This window comes from Stenotrophomonas sp. STEN035 (genome assembly GCF_056759935.1).
On sequence record NZ_JBRRDY010000008.1, the window covers coordinates 104,196 to 124,487 of the forward strand.

Sequence of the window (20,292 nt, forward strand, 5' to 3'; positions counted from 1 at the left end):
GGCGTTTTTTGGAGGGGCGTGGCCGATTCGCGCCCTGCTGACCCGCTCAGCTTCGGGGCAGGGCGCCGGCCATGAACAGGCGTACGGCTGCACGTGCCTGCTCCTGCGCGCGGGGCAGGTCACTGGCAACCACACGGCCATTGACCGAGCGCAGGATCAGGCCGCCGATCACAACCATGTAGAAGAAATGCGCGGCTTGTTCGGGGTTCTCGATGTACATACGCCCGGCGGCGGTTTCGCGGGCGAAGTACTGGCTGAGCAGCACTTCCATTGGTGCCACACCATGGGCATGGAACCAATCGCGCAGCCCGGGTTGGTTCATGCCTTCGGAAATGACCACCCGATGGCAGGCCAGGCGCGCGGGCGAGAGGACCTCCTCGGCCATCTGGCTTGCAGCTTCTTCCAGGGCCTCGGTAGGCGGCAACGGCGATTGCAGCAAGGTGTCCAGGCTGCGGCCGAAGTCGTTGATGCTTTGCTCCATCAAGGCATGGATCAGGCCTTCCTTGTCGCCAAAGGCGCGGTACAAGGTGGCCATCGAGCCGCCGGCGCGTTTGACGATGTCGGCAAGTCGCGCGGCTTGATAACCTTTTTCGTTGAAGACTTCGGTGGCGGCTGCCAGAAACTTCTCTACGCGCAGCTCGCCACGGCGTTGCAGCTCGACCACAGGACGGGGCGGCAAGGTAGGTTTGTCTACGCTCGGGACTTCCGTGTGGGGCCGCTCAGCCATGTGCTTGGTTCAGTTTGTGAAGTCAGTGTCAAGGATAGCGCTGTTTTGCGTTCAGGAGTTGGCGATACGGATTGCCGCTGCCGCGGTCAGTGGGGCAAGCACCGCACTGACCAGCAAGCCGGCCGCCAACATCAGCAGCGCACCGCTGGGATCAAAGCCCTGCGCCGCGGCCGCCACCGCGCCGGCGCCGAACACCAGTACCGGCACGTACAACGGTAGCACCAGTAGCGCCAGCAGGATGCCGGCGCGGCGCATGCCCACGGTCAAGGCCGCGACCACCGCGCCGAGCAGGCTCAGAAGCGGCGTACCCAGCGCCAGCGCGGTGATCAGCACCGGCAGCTGCTCGCGTGGCAGGTGCATCAGTTCGGCCAGCAGGGGGCTGACCAGCACCAGCGGGAACGCGGTGGTCAACCAATGCGAGAACACCCGCACCGCGACCAGCCAGGCCAGCGGCACCGGCGACAGCAGCCACTGCTCCAGCGAGCCATCCTCGGCATCGCTGCGGAACAAAGTGTCCAGCGACAGCAGGCCTGCCAGCAGAATCGACAGCCACAGCACCGCCGAGGCAACGCTCTGCAGCAGCTTGGGTGCGCCGCCCAAGGCCAGCGCGAACAAGGCGACCACCAGCAGGGCAAACAGGATCGGCTGAGCGGCATCGCCGCGGCGACGCCACAACAACTTCAAGTCGCGCGCCAGCAAGGCGCGGGCGGCGGAGAGCAGGGTCGGTTGCGGACCTGGCAGACTCATGTCGCGTCCTCCTGTGCTGCCTGGCTGACCAAGGTGAGGGTGCGATTGCGTACTGGTGGTGCCGCGTAGGCGCCGTGGGTGGTCACCAGCGCGCCGCCGCCGCCGCGCAGGTGCGCGGAAATCATCCGGTTGACCAGATTTATCCCATCCAGATCAAGATTGGCGTAGGGCTCGTCGAGCAGCCAGATCGGTGCCGGTGACAACCAGATGCGGGCCAGTGACAGACGCTTTTTCTGGCCGGCCGACAACTGCCGCACCAAGGTGTCCTCATGGCCGGCCAGGCCGACAATGGCCAAGGCGTTGCCCGGCATCTGCCGCGCGCGGCGGCCCTGCAGCCCGCACAGGAAATGCAGGTTTTCCAGGCAGCCGAGGTCCTGTTTGAGTGCGGTGAGGTGACTCAGGTAGGCGATATAGCGGGAGCGATCAGTCCTGTTGGCTGGCCGACCGTCGATCTCGATCCGGCCTTCGTCCGGACGCAGCAGTCCGGCCAATACGCGCAACAGCGTGGTCTTGCCTGCGCCATTGTTCCCTTGCACCAACAGCGCTTCACCTGCATCTACGTGCAGGTCCAGCGGGCCGAATACCGGATCGTCATTACGGGTGAAACGCAGGCCGCGTGCGTCGAGCAGCGGCGGGATGTTTGCAGTTTCAATCATCGGATCGGGCGCTTCCGTCCTTGGGAGGTGGCGCCGGCTGGGCAGCGCATCGGGGCGCGCAGTATAGCGCCGGGATGCTGCTGTCCCGGGGCCTTTGGGCACGGTTTGGGAAGCTTGGCGTGCCAGCTTTGCGTACACTCGGGGTTTTCTCCCCCGGCGTGTACCTATCCATGCATCCGCAGACCAAGTTGCCCAAGGTGGGCACCACCATTTTTACCGTGATGTCACAGCTGGCCGCCGAGCATGGTGCGGTCAATCTTGGCCAGGGTTTTCCAGACTTTTCTGCCCCGCAGCGTTTGATCGATGAGACCGCAAAGGCCATGCGTGAGGGCCTGAACCAGTACGCGCCGATGACAGGCGTAGCGCCGCTGCGCCAGGCCATCGCTCAGAAGGCGCTGGATTGCTACGGCGCACAGGTCGATCCGGACAGCGAGATCACCGTCACCTCCGGCGGCACTGAGGCCATCTTCAATGCCATCCACGCCGTGGTGCGGGCCGGCGAGGAAGTCATCGTGCTGGACCCGGCCTATGATTGCTATGAGCCGGCGATCGACCTGGCCGGCGCGCGCGCTGTGCATGTGCCGCTAGACCCGCAGACCTTTGCGGTGGATTGGGATCGCGTGCGCGCGGCCATCACCCCGAAGACACGCATGTTGATGGTCAACACGCCGCACAACCCGTCCGGCGCGATGCTGACTGCCGATGACATGCAGGCGTTGGCCGATGTGCTGCGTGGCACCGACATCTACCTGATCTCCGATGAAGTGTACGAACACATCATCTATGACGGTGCGCGTCACGAGTCGGCGCTGCGCTACCCGGAACTGCGCGAACGTGCGTTCGTGATATCGAGCTTTGGCAAGACCTACCACTGCACCGGCTGGAAGATCGGCTATGCCATCGCACCGCCGGCAATGACGGCCGAGTTCCGCAAGGTGCACCAGTACAACACCTTCACCACCTACAGCCCGGCGCAGTACGGTTTTGCTGCGATGATCCGTGATGAGCCCGAACATCATCTGGAGCTGGGTGCGTTCTACCAGAGCAAGCGCGACCGCTTCCGCGAGCAGTTGCTGGGCACGCGCTTGAAGCCGTTGCCGGTGCCAGGCGGTTACTTCCAGCTGGTCGACTACTCGGCGATCAGCGACCTGCCGGACCATGAATTCGTGCGTTGGTTGACCATCGAGAAGGGCGTTACCGCGATTCCGCTGTCGCCGTTCTATGAAACCCCGCCGGCTGGGCAGCGTCTGGTGCGGCTGTGCTTCGCCAAGAACGACGCGACGCTGGACGCTGCGATCGAGCGCTTGGCACGGCTATGACAGAGTCTGACCTCAACGAAGATTGGAGAGCGCAGCTGCGCGATGGTCGTATCAGTACGCCGTTCCAGCACTACCTGATTGTTGCTGCCGGCATTGCCGGGCAATTGGTGGATGGCTTGGAGTGTCCTCCTGGCCCAGCGGTGATGGCGATGAAGGGATGGGCCACGGATGCGGACGAGGCGGTAGCCATGATTCGCTTCGTCAGCGAGGAGGTCGGTTTTTCCATAACCGACGAAGTCCAGGTCCTCCCAGCCGAGCTGGAGCTGCCGCCACGCGAGCGGCCCTACGCTTACTGCATTACGTTCTTGCCTTACTCGGATGGCAATGATTCTGATGAATGATCTTCGTATTTCTCTCGTGCAAGGCGACACTCGCTGGCACGACCCGGCGGGTAATCGTGACTACTACGCTGCTCTGCTGGCGCCGTTGGCTGGCAATACCGATCTGGTGATCCTGCCGGAGACTTTTACCAGTGGTTTTTCCAATGACGCGATTGACCAGGCTGAAGACATGGACGGGCCGACCGTCGCCTGGATCGCCGAACAGGCGCGCACGCTGGGTGCGGTAGTAACGGGCAGCGTGCAGCTGAGGGTTGATGGTAGCGTCTACAACCGCCTGCTGTGGGCCACGCCCGAAGGCGAGTTGCACTATTACGACAAGCGCCACCTGTTCCGCTATGGCGGCGAGCACAAGCGATACGCCGCTGGCAACGAGCGGCTCTGCGTGGAATGGAAGGGGTGGCGGATCAATCCGCAGATTTGCTACGACCTGCGTTTCCCGGTGTTCTGCCGCAACCGCTTCGATGTGGATCGGGCGGGGCAGATGGATTTCGATCTGCAGATCTTCGTCGCCAACTGGCCGTCGGCGCGTGCGTACGCGTGGCAGACCCTGGCGCGTGCACGCGCGATCGAGAACCTGTGTTACGTCGCGGTGGTGAACCGCATCGGTGTGGATGGCAATGGCCTGCACTATTCCGGCGACAGCGCAGTGATCGATTTCCTCGGTCAGCCGCAACTGGAGATCCGCGAGCGCGAACAGGTGGTCACCACCACCATCTCGGCGCAGGCGCTGGCGGCGCATCGCGAGCGCTTCCCGGCGATGTTGGATGCCGATGCATTTACCTTGGGCGGGCCTGTGGTGGTTCGCTGAACGCCGGCCGCGTGCTGCGCCTGTCAGCCCTTTGCAAGGTGCAGGGCGGCTGTCAGGCTCAGTGGTAGTTCCAATCAAGCAGAGGATGCACGATGAAGAAGATGATGGCAGTGGCTGCTGTGCTGGCGCTGGGTATTGCACCGGCAGCACAGGCAGCGGGCAATATCGACTGCGAACTGCATTACAACCTGTCGGGTTGGTCGGCGTTCTACAAGACCTCCAGCGGCACCGGCACGATTACCTGTGACAACGGTGCCAGCATCCCGGTCAAGATCACTGCCAAGGGCGGTGGCCTGACGGTGGGGCGGACCACCATCACCGATGGCCGCGGCAAGTTTACCGGCGCGTATTCGCTCAACGACTTGTTGGGTACGTACGCGGCGGCTGAGGTGCATGCCAGTGCCTCGCGCGCTACTGATGCTCAGGCGATGACCAAGGGCGATATTTCGCTTGCATTGGCAGGTACCGGGCGTGGTTGGAGTATCGGTGTTGGGTTTGGCAAATTTGTGATCGAGCGTCGCTGATTTTGTGGTGGTGAGTCGTAGAGCAAGAGCTCGCCCTCATCCGCCCTCCGGGCACCTTCTCCCGCTTGCGGGAGAAGGGAATGCGGAAGCAACGGCCAGAGCCGAAGCAACGGCCAGAGCCGAAGCAGCGACCAGAGCCGAAGCAACGACCAGAGCCGAAGCAACGACCAGAGCCGAAGCAACGACCAGAGCCGAAGCAACGGCCAGAGCCGAAGCAACGGCCAGAGCCGAAGCAACGGCCAGAGCCGAAGCAACGGCCAGAGCCGAAGCAACGGCCAGAGCCGAAGCATTCGCCGGAGCCGAAGCATCCGCCGGAGCCGAAGCAACGGGCAGAGCCGAAGCAACGGCCAGTGCCGAAGCAACGGCCAGAGCCGAAGCGATGGAGAGCGCAGTAGCAACAAGTGGAACAATGTTTGGGGACTGCTCCCTTCTCCCGCTTGCGGGAGAAGGTGCCCCGCAGGGGCGGATGAGGGGGGCTTTTCGCGTAACTGCAGGCGTTCGATCAGCAAGCAGTGCACCTGTCGGCTTCGCTATCGCTGAGTCTTCAAACCGGCCTGAGCGCTCAAGTCCAAGGCAGAGCAGGGCGGTGCAGGTCAACCGCTGGTGGAGACGTGTTCCTGGCGTTGCGGCTCAGTTTTCATTGGCAGCCGCAAAGGCCTTGAGCGCCGCCCACACCACGGGCTTGGCCCACTCCGGCACCTGCGCAAACTCTTCCTGGCTGGCCGGGCAGAGAATCCGCCCTCTATTTACTTCCAACACCACCAGCGGCTCGACGCGGCCGTCGCTATCCGGTGGGCGGCTATTGTCATAGACGTGCAGCGTTGTCAGGTGTGGTAGTAGTTCGATCAGATTGAGGCGCGAGCTGTCAAAGCGCTCACGGATCTTGTCTTCGGGAATATCGTGGCCGCCAGCTGCAACCCGTTCGGCCACACGTTGCAGATGCAGCTCGATACTCTCCAGGCCGCAGAACCACACCGTTACCTCATGTTGCTCGCAGGCTTCGCGCAACAGCTTGGGAATGGTATTGGCGCCAAGTGTCGTTTCGAACGCGTAGTCGCGATTGGACTGGATCGCTTCGCGCAGGCGGCGGGTACCTTCCTGCCATGCGGTCGCATTGGCTTCTGTCAACGGCCAGTCCTGCTCCACCAGTTGCCGGGTGAAGGCATCGGGGTTGAACCAGGTAGCGCCATCATGCTCCAGCATCCTGCCTAGCAGGGAGCTCTTGCCGGCGCCATTGACGCCAGCCAATACCAGAATGCTCGCCATCGGTCAGCGTGATTTGCCCGGGGTGATCTTCAGGTCTCGACGGGCGCGGCGGTTCAATGCCTTGTTGAGCGTGTTGCCATCATCAAGCACGGCAAGGTGCGCATCGAACTCAGTCTGCAGCTGCCTGAGCGACTGTGCGCGCTGCGCTGCGACCGAGGCGCCGGAGGCCTGCGCAACCAGGCGCTGGTACTCCTCGGCAGAAACCACCACCGCCTGCGGATGGTTGTGGTTGGTAACCACCACAGCGCCAAGCTTGGCGACCTTGCGCATCAGATCTGGCCAGCCTTTGGCCTTGACGTCACTGGCAGGCGTCTTCTCCAGATCCAGCAGGTTCAGGGAAAGATCCATGGCGATCTCCGGGTGCGTATAGGCAAAATATACCAAATTGTCCATTTTGAGTATTTTTACCTTTATTGGTTCATCCATCGTTTGTAGACGGGGCCCAAAAACGCAAACGCCCGGTGCAAGGTGCACCGGGCGTTTGCTTGCAGTGTTGCGCGGTGTTGCGCGTCAGCTGCGTCGTGGATCAGGCGCCGCGCGGGCCGCGGTTGCCGCCGCCACCTGGACGACCGCCGCCACCCGGGCGACCAGCGCCGCCAGGACGGTTGCCGCCCGGACGCGGGCCACCTGACGGACGACCACCCGGGCCGCCTGGGCCGCGGTTGCCGCCGCTCGGGCGGCCGCCAGCCGGACGTGCGCCGTAGGGGCTGTAGCTCGGGGTGGCGTGATCGGAGGGGAAGCTCGGAGCATTGCCCGGGTGGCCGTAAGGGTGCTTGCTGCGCTGACCTTGGCCAGCGCCCTGGCTGCCTGTGCCCTGCGGACGACCCTGGCCGGGACCGCCGCGGCTTGCGCCCGGGGCGCCGCCCGGACGCGGCTTGCCGTAGGGGCGTGCCTGGCCATCAGCGGCCGGACCGCGGCCCGGACCACGATTACCGCCCGGGCCGCGTGCTGCGCCCGGACCTGCATTGCGGTGGCCGCTCGGGCCGGTGCTGACGCCGTCCGGCACATACCAGGTGCGGAACGCGGCCGGGTTGCCGTCGGGGAGGCTGCGGTCGCCGGCGGGCTTGCGCTGCTTGAACGGCTTCTGCGACTGCTTGGCTGCGGCTTCGCCGCTGACCGTCAGGCCGCCCTTGTAGCCGCCGCTGTTGCCACGGCCACGGCCGCCACGGTCTTCGCGCACGTTGTCGAAGCGACGCAGTTCGCGGCCTTCGTCGGCAGTGTTGTGGCCGTTGACGTAGGCATTGCCGCGGCCACCATCGCGCGACACGCGCAGGGTGGTCTTGACCGCCTTGCGCTGGCCGATCACCGGCTGCAGGGTCAGTGCCGACGGGGTGCCTTCTTCCAGCTTCAGCTGGGCGCGCAGTGCGTCGACCTGCTGGGTGGTCAGTTCCACCGACTTGCCGCGCATCAGGTCACGCGGCAGCTCGATCTTGCCGTAGCGGGTGCGCTTCAGGCGGCTGACCTGGCAGCCCTGCGATTCCCACAGGCGGCGCACTTCGCGGTTGCGGCCTTCCTTGACGACCACGCGGAACCAGTCGTGCGAATCGGTGCCGCCAATGCGCTCGACTTCGTCGAACTTGGCGCCGCCGTCTTCCAGCAGCACGCCGCGGCCAAGGCGTTCGACGATTTCGTCGGAGACCTTCTCTTCGCCTTCCGGAGCGCGCACGCGCACCACGTACTCGCGCTCGACTTCGAACGACGGGTGCATCATCGCGTTGGCGAGTTCACCGTCGGTGGTAGCCAGCAGCAAGCCGGTGGTGTTGATGTCGAGGCGGCCGATGGCGATCCAGCGTGCGCCCTTCAACGGCGGCAGCGCTTCGAATACGGTCGGGCGGCCTTCGGGATCGTCACGGGTGGTGACTTCGCCTTCGGGCTTGTTGTAGATCAGCACGCGCGACGGGTCGGTCAGCGCGCTGGCGACAAAGCTGCGACCGTCGAGGTCGATCTTGTCGCCGCTCTTGATCGACATGCCGGTCTTGGCGACTTCGCCGTTGACCTTGACCAGGCCGTCGGCGATACGCTGTTCCAGCGCACGGCGCGAGCCCAGGCCGGCTTGCGCCAGGACCTTGTGCAGGCGCTCTTCGAGTTTGGGCTGCTGTTCGGTGTCGGCTTCGCGCTTGAGCGAGAGCTTGTTCAACGAAGATTTACGCGGGGTGTCACTCATCTGTTTGGCTCCGGCCGGCGTTTTCCGCGTCGGCCTCTGGTTCGGAATCGGCTACATCAACAGCCACGGTCGTCGTCGCGACGGCGTTGTTTTCAGTTTGTTCCACTTCCGCCGCGCGCTCTCCCGGCGCGGCGTCGGGTTCGCCGGTGAAGGCGGTGTTGGATGTGGCTGCGTTCGAATCCGGGGATTCTGGCGTAGCCGCGGGTATTGGGTCGCTGTCGTTGGCGGCATCCAGGCCTTGCGACGAGGCGGCACCAGCGGCAAGCGGGGCAGCTGGTTGGCCGTCGCCATCCAGCGGTAGTTGCGGTTCCAGCTCGCCGATGTCGCGTAGTTCGGACAGCGGCGGTAGTTCGTCCAGGCGCTTGAGCCCGAAGTAATCCAGAAAGCCCTTGGTGGTGCCAAACAAGGCTGGCTTGCCGGGCACGTCACGGTGGCCGATCACCCGGATCCACTCGCGCTCTTCCAAGGCTTGAATGATGTTGCTGCTCACTGCCACGCCGCGTACCTGTTCAATCTCGCCGCGGGTGATGGGCTGCCGGTAGGCGATCAAGGCCAGGGTTTCCAGCGTGGCACGGGTGTAACGGGTCTTGCGTTCGGTCCATAGCCTGGATACCCAGCCGTGCACTTCGCTGGTGATCTGGTAGCGGTAGCCGGAGGCTACTTCCGTCAGCTCCACGCCGCGCCCTGCACAGCTCTCGCGCAGCAGTTCAAGTGCGCGCTCGATGCTGCCCGGCGGTGCCGGCGCATCCTCGGGGAACAGGCCCTGCAGCTGTGCCAAGGTGACCGGCTGGCTGGAAGCAAGCAGGGCACCTTCGACAATACGGTTGATCAGCGGTTGATCCATGCGTTGGGTCGGTTGCTCAGGCGGTGGTGTCAGCGTCATCGAACTCGCTGGAAAACTGCAGCGGTGCGTTGGTGTTGCCGGTGGCCAGGGACTTCACGTAAATCGGGGCGAGTGGGGCTTCCTGTACAAGATCCAGCAGTTGTTCCTTGGCCAGCTCCAATACCGCGAGGAAGGTGACCAGAACGCCGAGCTTGCCTTCTTCGGCGGTGAACAGACTTTCAAAACGGTAGAACTTGTCGCCTTCCAGCAGGCTCAGTACATCGCCCATCCGCTGCCGCACGCTCAGCGCTTCGCGTTTGATCGCGTGGCCGCTGAACAGCTCTGCGCGCTTCAGTACGTCGTGCAGCGCCAGCAGCATTTCCTTCAACTCCACCGGCGGCGGTGCCTTGACCAATACCCGCTCCGGCACGAAGGCGTGCGCCAGGCTGGTGTCGCGGTCCTGCCGGGGCAGGTCGTCGATATCCTCGGCGGCCTGCTTGAAACGTTCGTACTCCTGCAGGCGGCGTACCAGTTCGGCGCGCGGGTCTGCTTCCTCACCTTCGATGCTGGGTGGGCGCGGCAACAACATGCGCGACTTCACTTCAGCAAGAATCGCCGCCATCACCAGGTATTCGGCCGCCAGTTCAAAGCGCAGCTCCTGCATGACGTTGATGTATTCCACGTACTGCTTGGTGATCTCGGCGACCGGAATATCCAGGATGTCCAGGTTCTGCCGGCGGATCAGGTAAAGCAGTAGATCCAACGGGCCCTCGAAGGCGTCGAGAATGACTTCCAGAGCATCCGGTGGAATGTACAGATCCTGCGGGATCTGCAGCACCGGTTGGCCATGCACCATCGCCAGCGGCATTTCCTGCTGCTGAGGTAAGGGATGCTGCGCTGGCGGGTTCGCGTCGTGCGCGAGTTCGGAAGTCATCAGGTCGACATTCGGGGTATTGCGAACTGTGCACATCCCAGGTTCCCGCCCGGGAGGATTCCAGCCCTGTATTACGAGCTACTCGCGCTTGTTCTGCGCGCTTCCACATATGAACAACAAGACGCGCCGCAGGATCAGCGGTGACGTCATTACGAGGAGGTCGTCTACGCGGTCCGGGAAGTGATGTGCTGCGGTGGTTGGGTGGAAGGTCTGGGCCTGCCACCGCACCGAGCGGCTACTGGCCGACTGCGTGCAATGGACTAAAGAGTAATCGCCCGGGCAGGGCGCTGTCCAGCCTTGTGGCGCTAGACTTGGCATCCTTCCATTCAGCAGACAAGCGGAGAAAGGCCAGTGTGGTACGTAATTGAAGGCTATGACGGGGCGGATGTGCTGGCGGCGCGGCTGCAGGCGCGGGCGGCGCACCTGGCGCGCTTGCAGACACTGCTTGACCAAGGGCGACTACTTTTGGCTGGCCCCTGTCCTGCAATTGACGCGGAAGACCCCGGTCCGGCCGGTTTCAGCGGCAGTGTGGTGATCGCCAACTTTGAGGACCTGACTGCTGCGAGGGCCTGGGCCGATGCTGATCCGTACGTGGCTGCAGGCGTTTATGCCCGCGTGGAAGTGCGCCCGTTCCGCAAGGTGCTGCCGTGAGCCGGGTCGAACGGATCCAGGCGGCCCTGCAGGCCGCTTTTGCGCCGCAGCAGTTGGAAGTGAAGGATGACAGCCACCGTCATGCCGGCCATGCCGGCGCGAGCGATGGGCGCGGCCACTTCAAGGTCATGGTGGTCAGCGAGGCTTTCGCTGGCAAGCCACCGCTTGCCCGGCATCGGGCGGTATACGCCGCGCTCGGCGAGATGATGGAGACAGATATCCATGCGCTGTCCATCAAGGCGCTGACGCCGCAGGAACTGGTTGGGGCCGGCTGAGCGGGGTGGGACACTGCAAGGCTCTTGTGGAAGCTGCCGGGACAGGCGTTGTCCAAGCGGGTCAAGTCGGGCTAACGAACTGTTTACAAATGCGATTGAAAACGTTTACAGTCCGCCCGACCCTGTACTGCGGTGGGTAGGTCAGTGGCGAAGTCGGCAATAACGATCAAGGATGTTGCTCGTGAGGCGAATGTCTCCGTCGCAACCGTGTCACGCGCCCTCAACGGCCATGACAACGTCGCCGCGCCAGTGCGCAAGCTGGTGTTGGAAGTGGCCAGTCGGCTGCGTTACACCCCGCACGCGGCCGCCCGCAGCCTGAGCAGCCGCAGTACCCAGACAGTTGGTGTGGTGCTTCCCGACCTGTACGGCGAGTTCTTCTCTGAGCTTATGCGTGGCATCGACGGTGTGGCAAGCGCCCATCGTCGGCATCTGCTGGTGTCCAGCTATCACGGCGACCAACAACAACAAGGTTCGGTGCTGCAGGCCATGCGCGGACGCGTTGATGGTCTGTTGGTGCTATCGCCCTATGCGGGCGATTCCGATTTCCTGGTCGACAATCTGCCGCCCGCGCTGCCTACGGTGTTGATCAATACGCCTTTGGCTGACTCGCAGTACCCGGTCTTCAGCATCGATGACCATGCCGGTGCGCTGAGTATGACCCGGTACCTGCTTGAAGGCGGGCATCGCCGTATCGCCTTTATCGGCGGTCCGGAACACAACCACGATGCGCAGCAGCGCCTGCTGGGTTTCCGCGAGGCGATGGCGGCATTCGACGGCAAGGTCGAAGCCATCGAGCTGCCTGGCAATTTCGACGAAGCCTCCGGTCATCAGGCTGGTTTGGCGCTGTTGGCAGGCTCTGAGCTGCCCGATGCGGTGTTCGCCGCCAACGACATGATGGCCTTGGGCTGCCTGTATGCGTTCTCGCAGGCCGAGGTGAAAGTGCCCGCGCAAGTGGCGCTGGCCGGCTTCGACGACATTCCTTTGGCGCGATTTGTTCACCCTGCTTTGACGACGATGCAGGTGAGCATCGCCGAGTTGGGCGAGCGGGCGATGCTGCAGTTGGTGCAGATGATCGATAGCGGTGAGGCGCAGGCAACGCCCGCTGTAACGCTGGTTCCGACCTTGGTGGTACGTGACTCAACCACCGCCTGCGACTTCCTTTAACCCGGCGATAGACCGGGACGCTTACTCACATACATGTTCTTCGCGGCCAGGTGCCGCCGCCTTGGGAGAGGACGAAAATGAACAAGAATGCTCGGAAATTCACGCCAACGCGCAAGCTACTCAGTAGCGCGCTTGTCGGTTGCCTGCTGTTGGGTGCTGCACCCGTGTTCGCGCAAAGCACCAGTGCCACCATTCGTGGTCAGGTGATGGCTGACTCGAGCCCTGCCGCGCAGGCGCAGGTCACCGCGACGAATATCGCTACGGGTCTGAGCCGCAGCGTGCAAAGCAACGGCAGTGGCACCTATTCGTTGGCCGGTTTGCCGCCGGGTACCTATCGGATCGATGTGAGAGCTGGCGGCAAGACCAGCACTCAGAACATCACGGTTCAGGTAGGGCAGACGGCCACGGTCAATCTGGGGGTTGGCGGCGTGGCGGAAACAGCCAGCGGCCCGGCCACTACCCTGGATGCCGTGCAGGTAACCGCGCAATCGGCGGTAGAGACCCGCACATCAGAGATCGCGACCTATATCAGCAGCAAGCAGATCGAAGCCTTGCCGCAAGGGACGCGTAACTTCCTGGCCTTTGCCGACACGGTCCCAGGCATGCAGTTCACCCAGGACAACAGTGGTTTTACCAGCCTGCGTGGTGGTGCCCAGAGTGCAAACAACATCAATGTATTCATTGATGGCGTTGGTCAGAAGAACTATGTCCTGCAAGGTGGCGTAAGCGGTCAGGACACATCGTCCGGCAACCCGTTCCCGCAGCTGGCGATTGGCGAGTACAAGGTGATCACCTCGAACTACAAGGCTGAGTACGATCAGATCAGCAGTGCAGCGGTCGTGGCGGTGACCAAAAGCGGTACCAACGAATTCAAGGGGAGTTTTTTCTGGGATCGGTTCACCAACAACTGGCGCAGCAAGACGTTGGCAGAGCGCGCTGGTAGCCCGGAGACTGATTTTTCGGAAGAACACTATGGCGCTGCTTGGGGCGGCCCGATCGTGAAGGACAGGCTGCACTTCTTCGTTACCTATGAATCGAAGGAGCAGATGCGTCCCTATACGATGACGCCTGGTCGTGGCTACAGCGCCGCTACCCTTCCCGCACAGTTCCAGGATCTGTTGCTGCCAGGCAGCCAGCAGTTCAAGGAAGATCTGTATTTCGGCAAGTTGAGCTGGCAGCCGGGAGACAATCATCTCGTCGAACTGACTGCCAAACGCCGCGACGAAGTAGCTGAGATCGCCGCTGGCGGTAGCAATTCCTTCGAACATGGCACGGATCGGGAAAATACCGATGATCGGCTCGATCTGCGCTACCAGCTTACCTTCGGCGACTGGTTGAACGACGCTCATATCACCTACGAGGACACCTCATGGGGGCCGCGTCCGCGCAGCATTGGCCCCGGCTACATTCTGGTGGATGGTTCCAACTGGCGTGATGTGGTGTTGCAGGCAGGCTCGGGCGGCGACTTCCAGGACAAGGGGCAGAAAGGTTTGGCCTTGCAGAATGATCTGACGTTCAGCGGTTGGGAAGATCACACCGTAAAGATGGGTTTCAAGTACAAGGACGTGGATCTGAGTGTTACCGAGCGCAGTTTCTACAACCCGCAGTTTCACTATGACGTCAGGGCAGGGGAGCTCAACGTCCCGTATCACGTGACGTTTGGCGGTGCGTTTGCAGGGATTGGCGATGGCACGCTCAAGACCAATGCAAAGCAGCTCGGTATTTACCTGCAGGATGATTGGCAGGTGACGGATCGATTGCTGCTCAATCTTGGCCTGCGCTGGGACTACGAGCGCAATCCCGCCTACACCGATTACCAGACACCGGCAGCGACACTGGCGGCGTTGAATGCGGTCGATCCACGTGGTAATGGCGTGCAGACCTATGCGCAGACGCTGGCACTGGGTGGTATCAATCTGGGCGATTACATTGCCACGGGCTCCAACCGAAGTGACTTCAAGAGGGCCTGGCAGCCAAGAGTCGGTTTTTCCTACGATTTGACTGGCGACCAACGCCACGTGGTGTTCGGCGGTGCCGGCCGTTCCTATGATCGGAACCTGTTTGACTGGTTGTCGCTGGAGCGCAACAAACAGTCATTCCCGGAGAACGAACTGAACTTCAATACGGCAGCACATCCGTGTGCGGTTGGTGTCGGCAACTGTTTGGCTTGGGATCCTTCCTATCTCCAGCCTGGCGCGCTTGCGGCCTTGGCCAGTGCAACGCCCGGTCGCGAAATCACGATGCTGCGCAATGACCTGAAGTCACCGTACTCGGATCAGTTCAGCATCGGTATCAGGGATATTTTTGAGCTGTGGGGCCAGGAGTGGAATTCGTCGGTTGCAATTTCCAGGGTGGTGAGCAAGGACGGTTTCGTCTACATGCTTGGCAACCGCAATCCTGATGGCAGCTTCCACAATCCCGGGACCTTGAGCATTCCCTGGGGGGCCGGTGTGCCGGGGAACAACAGCTTGATCCTTGGCATGAATGGGCTGGAGACACGCGCCAACTCGCTGTTGGTCAGCTTGGAGAAACCGTATACCAACGCCTCGCGATGGGGGCGACGTTGGCTTATACGTATACCGATGCCGAGGAGAATCGGGAGTCAGGCGAACACTATGCGTTGCACTACCCGAGCTTGGCCGGTTACGGCTGGAGCCGCGCGGGCGGTGTTCCCAAGCATCGCCTGGTGTTGACCGGCGTAGGTGACGTCGGCTTTGGCATCACCGCTTCTGGCAAGCTTACTCTGGCCACTCCGACGCCTTGGTATGGCACGAATTGTTCGTCTGGATGGGACATCTGTGACGAGCAGGATCAGGTAGTGCCCAAGAACACACTGGGCTACAAATCCTTCGACGTGGCCCTGCAGAAACGCTGGGACACTGGTACGGATCTGGGCTTGAAGGTGCGTCTTGATGTGTTGAACCTGTTCGATTGGGTCAATTACAACTATCCGCGCTGGTTCCGCGCCCCGGGTGACGCTGATCCCAGGACTACTGAACAGCTGCTTCCCACGCGGACGGTCAAGCTGTCGTTTGGCTTGGATTGGTAAACGTATGGGTCCCGGTCACCTCATGATCGAAGGCCGGGACCTTTCCTATATGCAGCACGCCTTTGCTCCGTGAATGTGCTGCTGTGTTCTCTAGATGGATGTCGCCTTGAGCAAGTCACGTACCTCGCAGTTGTTGGCCTGTGTTCTCGCCGGTATCGGGCTGGCGTTGTTGGGGGGCTGTGGCAAGGCGCCGGAGCCGCCGATGCCGAAGGTATTGCCGCAGGTGATCCTGGTTGAGGCGGACCTGCCGCCGCGGCCGATGAAGCCGGAACTGCCGCCGTTGTTCGACGACATCGAGCGGCGTACTTTCCAGTTCTTCTGGGATACCACCAACGAACAGAACGGGCTGACGCCGGATCGCTATCCGTCGCGGCCGTTTGCCAGCATCGCTTCGGTGGGTTTTGCGCTGACGTCCTATCCGATCGGTATCGAGAACGGCTGGGTAAGCCGCAACCAGGCGGTGGAGCGCACGCTGGTCACGTTGAAGTTCTTCCGCGACCTGCCCAGCGGTCCGCAGCGCACCGGCAAAGGGGCTTACAAGGGCTTTTACTACCACTTCCTCGACATGCAGCAGGGCCGCCGCTATGACAGCTGGGTGGAACTCTCCAGCGTGGATACCGCGCTGCTGTTGATGGGCGTGCTGTTTGCACAGAGTTATTACGACCAGGACGATCCGCGTGAAAAGGAGATCCGGCAGATTGCCGACACGATCTACAAGCGCACGGACTGGCAGTGGCTGCAACGCAACAAGCCGTTGGTGTCGATGGGTTGGTTCCCGGAGAGCGGCTTCATCCAGCACGACTGGATGGGCTACAACGAGGCGATGATGCTGTACGTGCTTGCGCTGGGTTCGCCGACACATCCGGTCGAGCCCGATGCGTGGACGGTATGGACGCGCACCTATGACAACGATTGGGGGGTGTACCAAGGCCAGGAATACCTGTCGTTCGGGCCACTGTTTGGCCATCAGTACAGCCATGTCTGGATCGACTTCCGCGATATCCAGGACCCGTACATGCGCGAGCGCGGCATCGACTACTTCCTCAATAGTCGCCGCGCGACCCTGGCGCAGCGCGAGTATGCGATTGAAAATCCGATGCAGTGGAAGGACTACAGCGCCAATGTCTGGGGTTTGACCGCAGGCGATGGCCCGCAGAACACCACCCAGGATTACAAGGGCGAACAGCGCCAGTTCCGCCACTACTCGGCACGCGGGGCTGGCCTGCGCGAGAACTTCGATGACGGCACCATCGTGCCTTCGGCCGCGATCTCCTCGCTGCCGTTCGCGCCGGAGGTTGTGATTCCGGCCACGGTGGAAATGCACAAGCGCTACGGCGATTACCTGTACTCGAGCTACGGCTTCCTGGATTCCTTCAACCCGAGCTTCAGCTACGACATCCCGCTCAAGACCGGTCGTCTGATTCCGGAGCGCGGCTGGGTGGCCAGTGATTACATCGCCATTGATCAGGGCCCGATCCTCGCCGGCATCGCCAACTACCGCGATGAGTTCGTGTGGGAGGTGATGAAAAAGAACCCCTACATCCGCAAGGGCTTGGAGCGGGCGGGGTTCACTGGCGGTTGGTTGGCACCGGAAGACAGTTTCCAGCCGTTGCAGAAGGACGAGCAGGCCGCTTCGGCGCGGGCAGCCGGTATTGCCGAGTCACGCGCTTCAGCTGCAGCAGAGCAGAAGGCCGCCAGCGAACAGCCGGCAGCACCTGCGGCCAAGAAGCAGTGATGTGCGACCAATGATCCGCGCGCTGGCCATCGTGTTGTTGGTGCTGCTCGCAGGCTGCGCCAAGCCGGAGCGGGGCACTACCTTGCGGTTCTGGGCGATGGGCCGCGAGGCCGAGGTGGTCGGCGAGCTGGTCCGCGAGTTCGAGGCGGAGAACCCGGGCATTCGTGTCGATGTACAGAATATTCCGTGGACCGCAGCGCACGAGAAGTTGTTGACGGCTTATGCGGCTGACGGACTTCCCGATGTCTGTCAGCTGGGCAATACCTGGATCGCCGAGTTCGCAACCCTGCAGTCACTGACGCCGCTGCAGCCACTGGTCGATACGTCCACTGTCATCGATCAGTCTGACTACTTCGCCGGCATCTGGGACACCAATGTCGTCGACGGTCAGCTGGTCGGTATTCCTTGGTATGTAGATACGCGTCTGCTGTTCTATCGCAAGGATCTATTGCGTCAGGCCGGTTACTCGCAACCGCCGAAGACCTGGGCCGAATGGGAGCAGATGAACGCGGCGCTGAAGAAGATCATGGGCACGCGTGGCTACCCGGTGCTGATGCCCTTGAACGAGTTCGAGCCGCAGCTGTCATTCGCCTTGCAGCAGGATGATGCGCTGTTGCGCGATGGCGATACCCGCGGCAACTTCCGCAGCCCCGGTTTCCGCCGCACGCTGGCCTTCTACGACAATATGTTCGAGCAGGGCTGGGCGCCGAAGATGTCCGAGACCCAGATATCCAACGTTTGGGATGAGTTCTTCCGCGGTTTCACCGCGTTCTATCTGTCGGGCCCATGGAATATCCGCGAGTTCCGCCAACGCCAACCGGCCTCGCTGGAGGGCGAGTGGGGCGCGACGCCGCTGCCTGGTCCTGACGGATTGGGTGCAGGCATCGCCGGCGGCACCAGTCTGGTGGTGTTCCGTTCTTCGCAGAAGAAAGAGGCAGCGTGGAAGCTGATCGAGTTCCTGTCGCGTCCAGCCATCCAGCAGCGCTTCTACAAGATCATTGGTGACCTGCCGCCGCGGCGCAGCGCCTGGCAGTCGCCGGAGCTGCAGGATGATCCGCTTACTGCAGCATTCGCCGATCAGCTCGAACGCGTCAAGCCCACGCCCAAGGTATTGGAGTGGGAGCGCATCGCCCAGCAGATGCGGGTGGTGACCGAGCAGGTGGTGCGCGGCGGCTTGCCGCAGGACAAGGCGGTCGAACAGCTGGACCAGCAAGTGGATGACATCCTCGCCAAGCGCCGTTGGATCGTCGAGCAGCAGGCCGGCGCAGCTGCGAAGGCGGCGCCATGAAGCGCGGCTCGCTGGCTGGCTGGATATTCGCTGCACCGGCGCTGATCGTGATCGGCGTGTTCTTCGGCTTGCCGGTGTTGTCGGCACTGGCCTTGAGCCTGACCGATTTTGATCTCTACGCTTTGGCTGACCCGCACAACCTGCGCTTCGCCGGCCTTGGTAACTACATCGACCTGCTGCAGACAACGATGTTCTGGAAGTCGCTGGGCAATACCGCGTACTTCGTGGTGGCTGGCGTGCCCTTGTCGATAGGTGTTTCGCTGGGTGCTGCGCTGCTGCTCAACGCACCGGCCGCGCGCTTCAAAGCGCTGTTCCGCACCGCGTTGTTTGCGCCGGTGGTGACCACGCTGGTGGCGGTGGCGGTGATCTGGCGTTATCTGTTCCACACCCGCTACGGGTTGGTGAACTGGGGGCTGGGCCAGATCGGCATCAATCCGATCGACTGGCTCGGCGACCCGAACTGGGCAATGCCGACCATCATTGGCTTCGCGGTGTGGAAGAACTTCGGCTACAACATGGTGATCTTCCTGGCGGGCCTGCAGGCAATCCCCAAGGACCTGTACGAGGCGGCGCGCATTGATGGCGCCTCGCGCTGGCAGCAGTTCCTGCACATCACCTTGCCGATGCTGGGGCCGGTGCTGCTGGTGGTCGGTGTGATCACCGTGTCCGGTTACTTCCAGCTGTTTGCCGAGCCCTACGTGATGACCCGAGGTGATCCGCTGCAAAGTACGGTGAGCGTGCTGTATTTCATGTTCGAGGAAGGCTTCAAGTGGTGGAACCTTGGCCGGGCCTCGGCCGTGGCCTTCCTCTTGTTCCTGATCATTCTGGCGGTGACTACGTTGATGTTGCGCTTCGGTAAGCGCAGGGAGCTGGTATGAGCCAGATTGGTACGAGCCGAGAGATTGGGCAGTCGCGTTGGCATGCGTGGTGGGTGAACGGCGGGCTGCTGCTGTTGGCGGTGATCAGCCTGGCGCCGTTGGCATGGATGCTGTCGGTGTCGTTCATGCCCAGCGGGCAGGCATCGCAGTTTCCGCCGCCGTTGCTGCCGGCGCACACCACGCTTGCCAACTATCAGGCCTTGTTCGCCCGCACCGGCATGGGCAACAACTTCGTCAACAGCTTGCTGGTGTCGGTTGCGATCACCCTGGGCTCGCTACTGTTCAACACCTTGGCCGGCTATGCCTTTGCCAAGCTGCGCTTTGCCGGTCGCGAGCGGTTGTTCCAGATGCTGCTGGCGGCGCTGGTCATTCCGGCGCAGGTAGCGATGCTGCCGCTGTTCCTGCTGATGAAGCAGATGGGTTTGGTGAATACCTTTGGTGGTGTGGTGGTACCGGCGCTGGCCAGCGTGTTCGGTATCTTCCTGGTGCGCCAATACGCGCGCTCGATTCCTGATGAGTTGCTGGAAGCGGCGCGTATCGACGGCGCCAGCGAGGCACGGATCTTCTTCCAGATCGTGCTGCCCATGCTCAAGCCGGTGCTGGTGACCCTGGCGATCTTCACCTTCATGGGGGCATGGAACGATTTCATGTGGCCGTTGATCGTGCTGACCGACCAGGAGCACTACACCTTGCCTGTGGCGCTGGCCAGCTTGTCGCGCGAGCACATCATGGATGTGGAAATGATGATGGCCGGCGCGGTGGTCACGGTGTTGCCGGTGCTGTTGTTGTTCCTGGTGCTGCAGCGCTATTACATCCAGGGTCTGCTGCTGGGCAGCGTCAAGGGCTGAAGTACGCGGGCTTGCAGAAGGGCCGCGACAGCGCACTTCCATACGAAACATACCGCCGCGGATGGCGGTGATCTTTGCGAAAATCCAGCAGGTGC

19 protein-coding genes and 1 pseudogene are annotated in these 20,292 nt (G+C 62.4%); 12 read left to right on the forward strand and 8 right to left on the reverse strand.

The window, feature by feature from the left end:
* Nucleotides 1–46: 46 nt before the first annotated feature.
* From ACVOLL_RS06250 to ccmA, 3 genes are all read right to left on the reverse strand, one after another.
* Complete coding sequence (locus tag ACVOLL_RS06250) at nt 47–679, reverse strand: TetR/AcrR family transcriptional regulator (protein ID WP_481512112.1); 633 nt, start codon at nt 677–679, stop codon at nt 47–49.
* Nucleotides 680–778: 99 nt separating this feature from the next.
* Nucleotides 779–1,474 carry a heme exporter protein CcmB gene (gene ccmB / locus ACVOLL_RS06255; protein WP_481512113.1) on the reverse strand — a complete coding sequence of 232 codons (696 nt, stop codon included), beginning with the start codon at nt 1,472–1,474 and terminating at the stop codon, nt 779–781.
* On the reverse strand, nt 1,471–2,130 hold the full coding sequence (gene ccmA / locus ACVOLL_RS06260) for a heme ABC exporter ATP-binding protein CcmA (RefSeq protein WP_481512114.1): 660 nt from the start codon (nt 2,128–2,130) through the stop codon (nt 1,471–1,473). Before ccmA ends, ccmB begins: the two co-directional genes overlap by 4 nt.
* A gap of 170 nt (nt 2,131–2,300) precedes the next feature.
* On the opposite strand from ccmA, the gene ACVOLL_RS06265 reads away from it, so the two are divergent.
* The 4 genes from ACVOLL_RS06265 to ACVOLL_RS06280 all read left to right on the forward strand — a co-directional run bounded on the left by ACVOLL_RS06265 (nt 2,301) and on the right by ACVOLL_RS06280 (nt 5,122).
* Nucleotides 2,301–3,449 carry a pyridoxal phosphate-dependent aminotransferase gene (locus tag ACVOLL_RS06265; protein ID WP_481512115.1) on the forward strand — a complete coding sequence of 383 codons (1,149 nt, stop codon included), beginning with the start codon at nt 2,301–2,303 and terminating at the stop codon, nt 3,447–3,449.
* Nucleotides 3,446–3,790, forward strand: a complete 345-nt coding sequence (locus tag ACVOLL_RS06270) for a hypothetical protein (RefSeq protein WP_481512116.1) — start codon at nt 3,446–3,448, stop codon at nt 3,788–3,790. Before ACVOLL_RS06265 ends, ACVOLL_RS06270 begins: the two co-directional genes overlap by 4 nt.
* Nucleotides 3,783–4,598: an amidohydrolase gene (locus ACVOLL_RS06275; RefSeq protein WP_481512117.1), complete on the forward strand. Its 816-nt coding sequence runs from the start codon at nt 3,783–3,785 to the stop codon at nt 4,596–4,598. Before ACVOLL_RS06270 ends, ACVOLL_RS06275 begins: the two co-directional genes overlap by 8 nt.
* Before the next feature lie 92 nt (nt 4,599–4,690).
* Nucleotides 4,691–5,122, forward strand: a complete 432-nt coding sequence (locus ACVOLL_RS06280) for a hypothetical protein (RefSeq protein ID WP_481512118.1) — start codon at nt 4,691–4,693, stop codon at nt 5,120–5,122.
* A gap of 630 nt (nt 5,123–5,752) precedes the next feature.
* Here the strand turns inward: ACVOLL_RS06280 and ACVOLL_RS06285 are convergent.
* The 5 genes from ACVOLL_RS06285 to ACVOLL_RS06305 form a co-directional block, all read right to left on the reverse strand.
* A complete protein-coding gene (locus ACVOLL_RS06285) occupies nt 5,753–6,388 on the reverse strand; it encodes an ATPase (protein ID WP_481512119.1) in 636 nt (211 codons plus the stop codon).
* 3 nt (nt 6,389–6,391) lie between these two features.
* Nucleotides 6,392–6,736 carry a type II toxin-antitoxin system prevent-host-death family antitoxin gene (locus tag ACVOLL_RS06290; protein ID WP_481512120.1) on the reverse strand — a complete coding sequence of 115 codons (345 nt, stop codon included), beginning with the start codon at nt 6,734–6,736 and terminating at the stop codon, nt 6,392–6,394.
* Nucleotides 6,737–6,914: 178 nt separating this feature from the next.
* Entirely contained in the window at nt 6,915–8,552 is a 1,638-nt protein-coding gene (locus tag ACVOLL_RS06295; protein ID WP_481512121.1) for a pseudouridine synthase, read from the reverse strand.
* The gene (scpB, locus tag ACVOLL_RS06300) at nt 8,545–9,396 is read right to left on the reverse strand and encodes an SMC-Scp complex subunit ScpB (protein WP_481512122.1); all 852 of its coding nucleotides are present in this window, start codon (nt 9,394–9,396) and stop codon (nt 8,545–8,547) included. Before scpB ends, ACVOLL_RS06295 begins: the two co-directional genes overlap by 8 nt.
* 16 nt (nt 9,397–9,412) lie before the next feature.
* Nucleotides 9,413–10,309 carry a segregation and condensation protein A gene (locus ACVOLL_RS06305; RefSeq protein ID WP_481512123.1) on the reverse strand — a complete coding sequence of 299 codons (897 nt, stop codon included), beginning with the start codon at nt 10,307–10,309 and terminating at the stop codon, nt 9,413–9,415.
* Between the two features lie 351 nt (nt 10,310–10,660).
* On the opposite strand from ACVOLL_RS06305, the gene ACVOLL_RS06310 reads away from it, so the two are divergent.
* The 8 genes and pseudogenes from ACVOLL_RS06310 to ACVOLL_RS06345 all read left to right on the forward strand — a co-directional run bounded on the left by ACVOLL_RS06310 (nt 10,661) and on the right by ACVOLL_RS06345 (nt 20,197).
* On the forward strand, nt 10,661–10,960 hold the full coding sequence (locus ACVOLL_RS06310) for a YciI family protein (protein ID WP_481512124.1): 300 nt from the start codon (nt 10,661–10,663) through the stop codon (nt 10,958–10,960).
* Complete coding sequence (locus ACVOLL_RS06315) at nt 10,957–11,235, forward strand: BolA family protein (RefSeq protein ID WP_481512125.1); 279 nt, start codon at nt 10,957–10,959, stop codon at nt 11,233–11,235. The genes ACVOLL_RS06310 and ACVOLL_RS06315 overlap by 4 nt, the downstream gene beginning before the upstream one ends.
* A 144-nt stretch (nt 11,236–11,379) precedes the next feature.
* Nucleotides 11,380–12,399 (forward strand): LacI family DNA-binding transcriptional regulator, encoded by a 1,020-nt coding sequence (locus ACVOLL_RS06320; RefSeq protein WP_481512126.1) that lies wholly within the window; start codon nt 11,380–11,382, stop codon nt 12,397–12,399.
* 77 nt (nt 12,400–12,476) lie between these two features.
* Nucleotides 12,477–15,448: pseudogene (locus ACVOLL_RS06325) on the forward strand (TonB-dependent receptor).
* 202 nt (nt 15,449–15,650) lie between these two features.
* Nucleotides 15,651–17,183, forward strand: coding sequence for a glucoamylase family protein (locus ACVOLL_RS06330; protein ID WP_481512145.1), 1,533 nt, complete (start codon nt 15,651–15,653; stop codon nt 17,181–17,183).
* A 13-nt stretch (nt 17,184–17,196) separates the two neighbouring features.
* Nucleotides 17,197–18,471, forward strand: a complete 1,275-nt coding sequence (locus tag ACVOLL_RS06335) for a sugar ABC transporter substrate-binding protein (RefSeq protein ID WP_481512146.1) — start codon at nt 17,197–17,199, stop codon at nt 18,469–18,471.
* Nucleotides 18,468–19,349 carry a carbohydrate ABC transporter permease gene (locus ACVOLL_RS06340; RefSeq protein WP_481512127.1) on the forward strand — a complete coding sequence of 294 codons (882 nt, stop codon included), beginning with the start codon at nt 18,468–18,470 and terminating at the stop codon, nt 19,347–19,349. The genes ACVOLL_RS06335 and ACVOLL_RS06340 overlap by 4 nt, the downstream gene beginning before the upstream one ends.
* Nucleotides 19,346–20,197, forward strand: coding sequence for a carbohydrate ABC transporter permease (locus tag ACVOLL_RS06345; RefSeq protein ID WP_481512128.1), 852 nt, complete (start codon nt 19,346–19,348; stop codon nt 20,195–20,197). The genes ACVOLL_RS06340 and ACVOLL_RS06345 overlap by 4 nt, the downstream gene beginning before the upstream one ends.
* Nucleotides 20,198–20,292: the final 95 nt, after the last annotated feature.

What these genes read in the sequence shown, in the direction of transcription:
- ccmB (WP_481512113.1), bottom strand. Translation starts at nt 1,474, where the DNA reads ATGAGTCTGCCAGGTCCGCAACCGACCCTGCTCTCCGCCGCCCGCGCC.
- ccmA (WP_481512114.1), bottom strand. Translation starts at nt 2,130, where the DNA reads ATGATTGAAACTGCAAACATCCCGCCGCTGCTCGACGCACGCGGCCTG.
- ACVOLL_RS06265 (WP_481512115.1), top strand. Translation starts at nt 2,301, where the DNA reads ATGCATCCGCAGACCAAGTTGCCCAAGGTGGGCACCACCATTTTTACC.
- ACVOLL_RS06270 (WP_481512116.1), top strand. Translation starts at nt 3,446, where the DNA reads ATGACAGAGTCTGACCTCAACGAAGATTGGAGAGCGCAGCTGCGCGAT.
- ACVOLL_RS06275 (WP_481512117.1), top strand. Translation starts at nt 3,783, where the DNA reads ATGAATGATCTTCGTATTTCTCTCGTGCAAGGCGACACTCGCTGGCAC.
- ACVOLL_RS06280 (WP_481512118.1), top strand. Translation starts at nt 4,691, where the DNA reads ATGAAGAAGATGATGGCAGTGGCTGCTGTGCTGGCGCTGGGTATTGCA.
- ACVOLL_RS06285 (WP_481512119.1), bottom strand. Translation starts at nt 6,388, where the DNA reads ATGGCGAGCATTCTGGTATTGGCTGGCGTCAATGGCGCCGGCAAGAGC.
- ACVOLL_RS06290 (WP_481512120.1), bottom strand. Translation starts at nt 6,736, where the DNA reads ATGGATCTTTCCCTGAACCTGCTGGATCTGGAGAAGACGCCTGCCAGT.
- ACVOLL_RS06295 (WP_481512121.1), bottom strand. Translation starts at nt 8,552, where the DNA reads ATGAGTGACACCCCGCGTAAATCTTCGTTGAACAAGCTCTCGCTCAAG.
- scpB (WP_481512122.1), bottom strand. Translation starts at nt 9,396, where the DNA reads ATGGATCAACCGCTGATCAACCGTATTGTCGAAGGTGCCCTGCTTGCT.
- ACVOLL_RS06305 (WP_481512123.1), bottom strand. Translation starts at nt 10,309, where the DNA reads ATGACTTCCGAACTCGCGCACGACGCGAACCCGCCAGCGCAGCATCCC.
- ACVOLL_RS06330 (WP_481512145.1), top strand. Translation starts at nt 15,651, where the DNA reads ATGCCGAAGGTATTGCCGCAGGTGATCCTGGTTGAGGCGGACCTGCCG.
- ACVOLL_RS06340 (WP_481512127.1), top strand. Translation starts at nt 18,468, where the DNA reads ATGAAGCGCGGCTCGCTGGCTGGCTGGATATTCGCTGCACCGGCGCTG.
- ACVOLL_RS06345 (WP_481512128.1), top strand. Translation starts at nt 19,346, where the DNA reads ATGAGCCAGATTGGTACGAGCCGAGAGATTGGGCAGTCGCGTTGGCAT.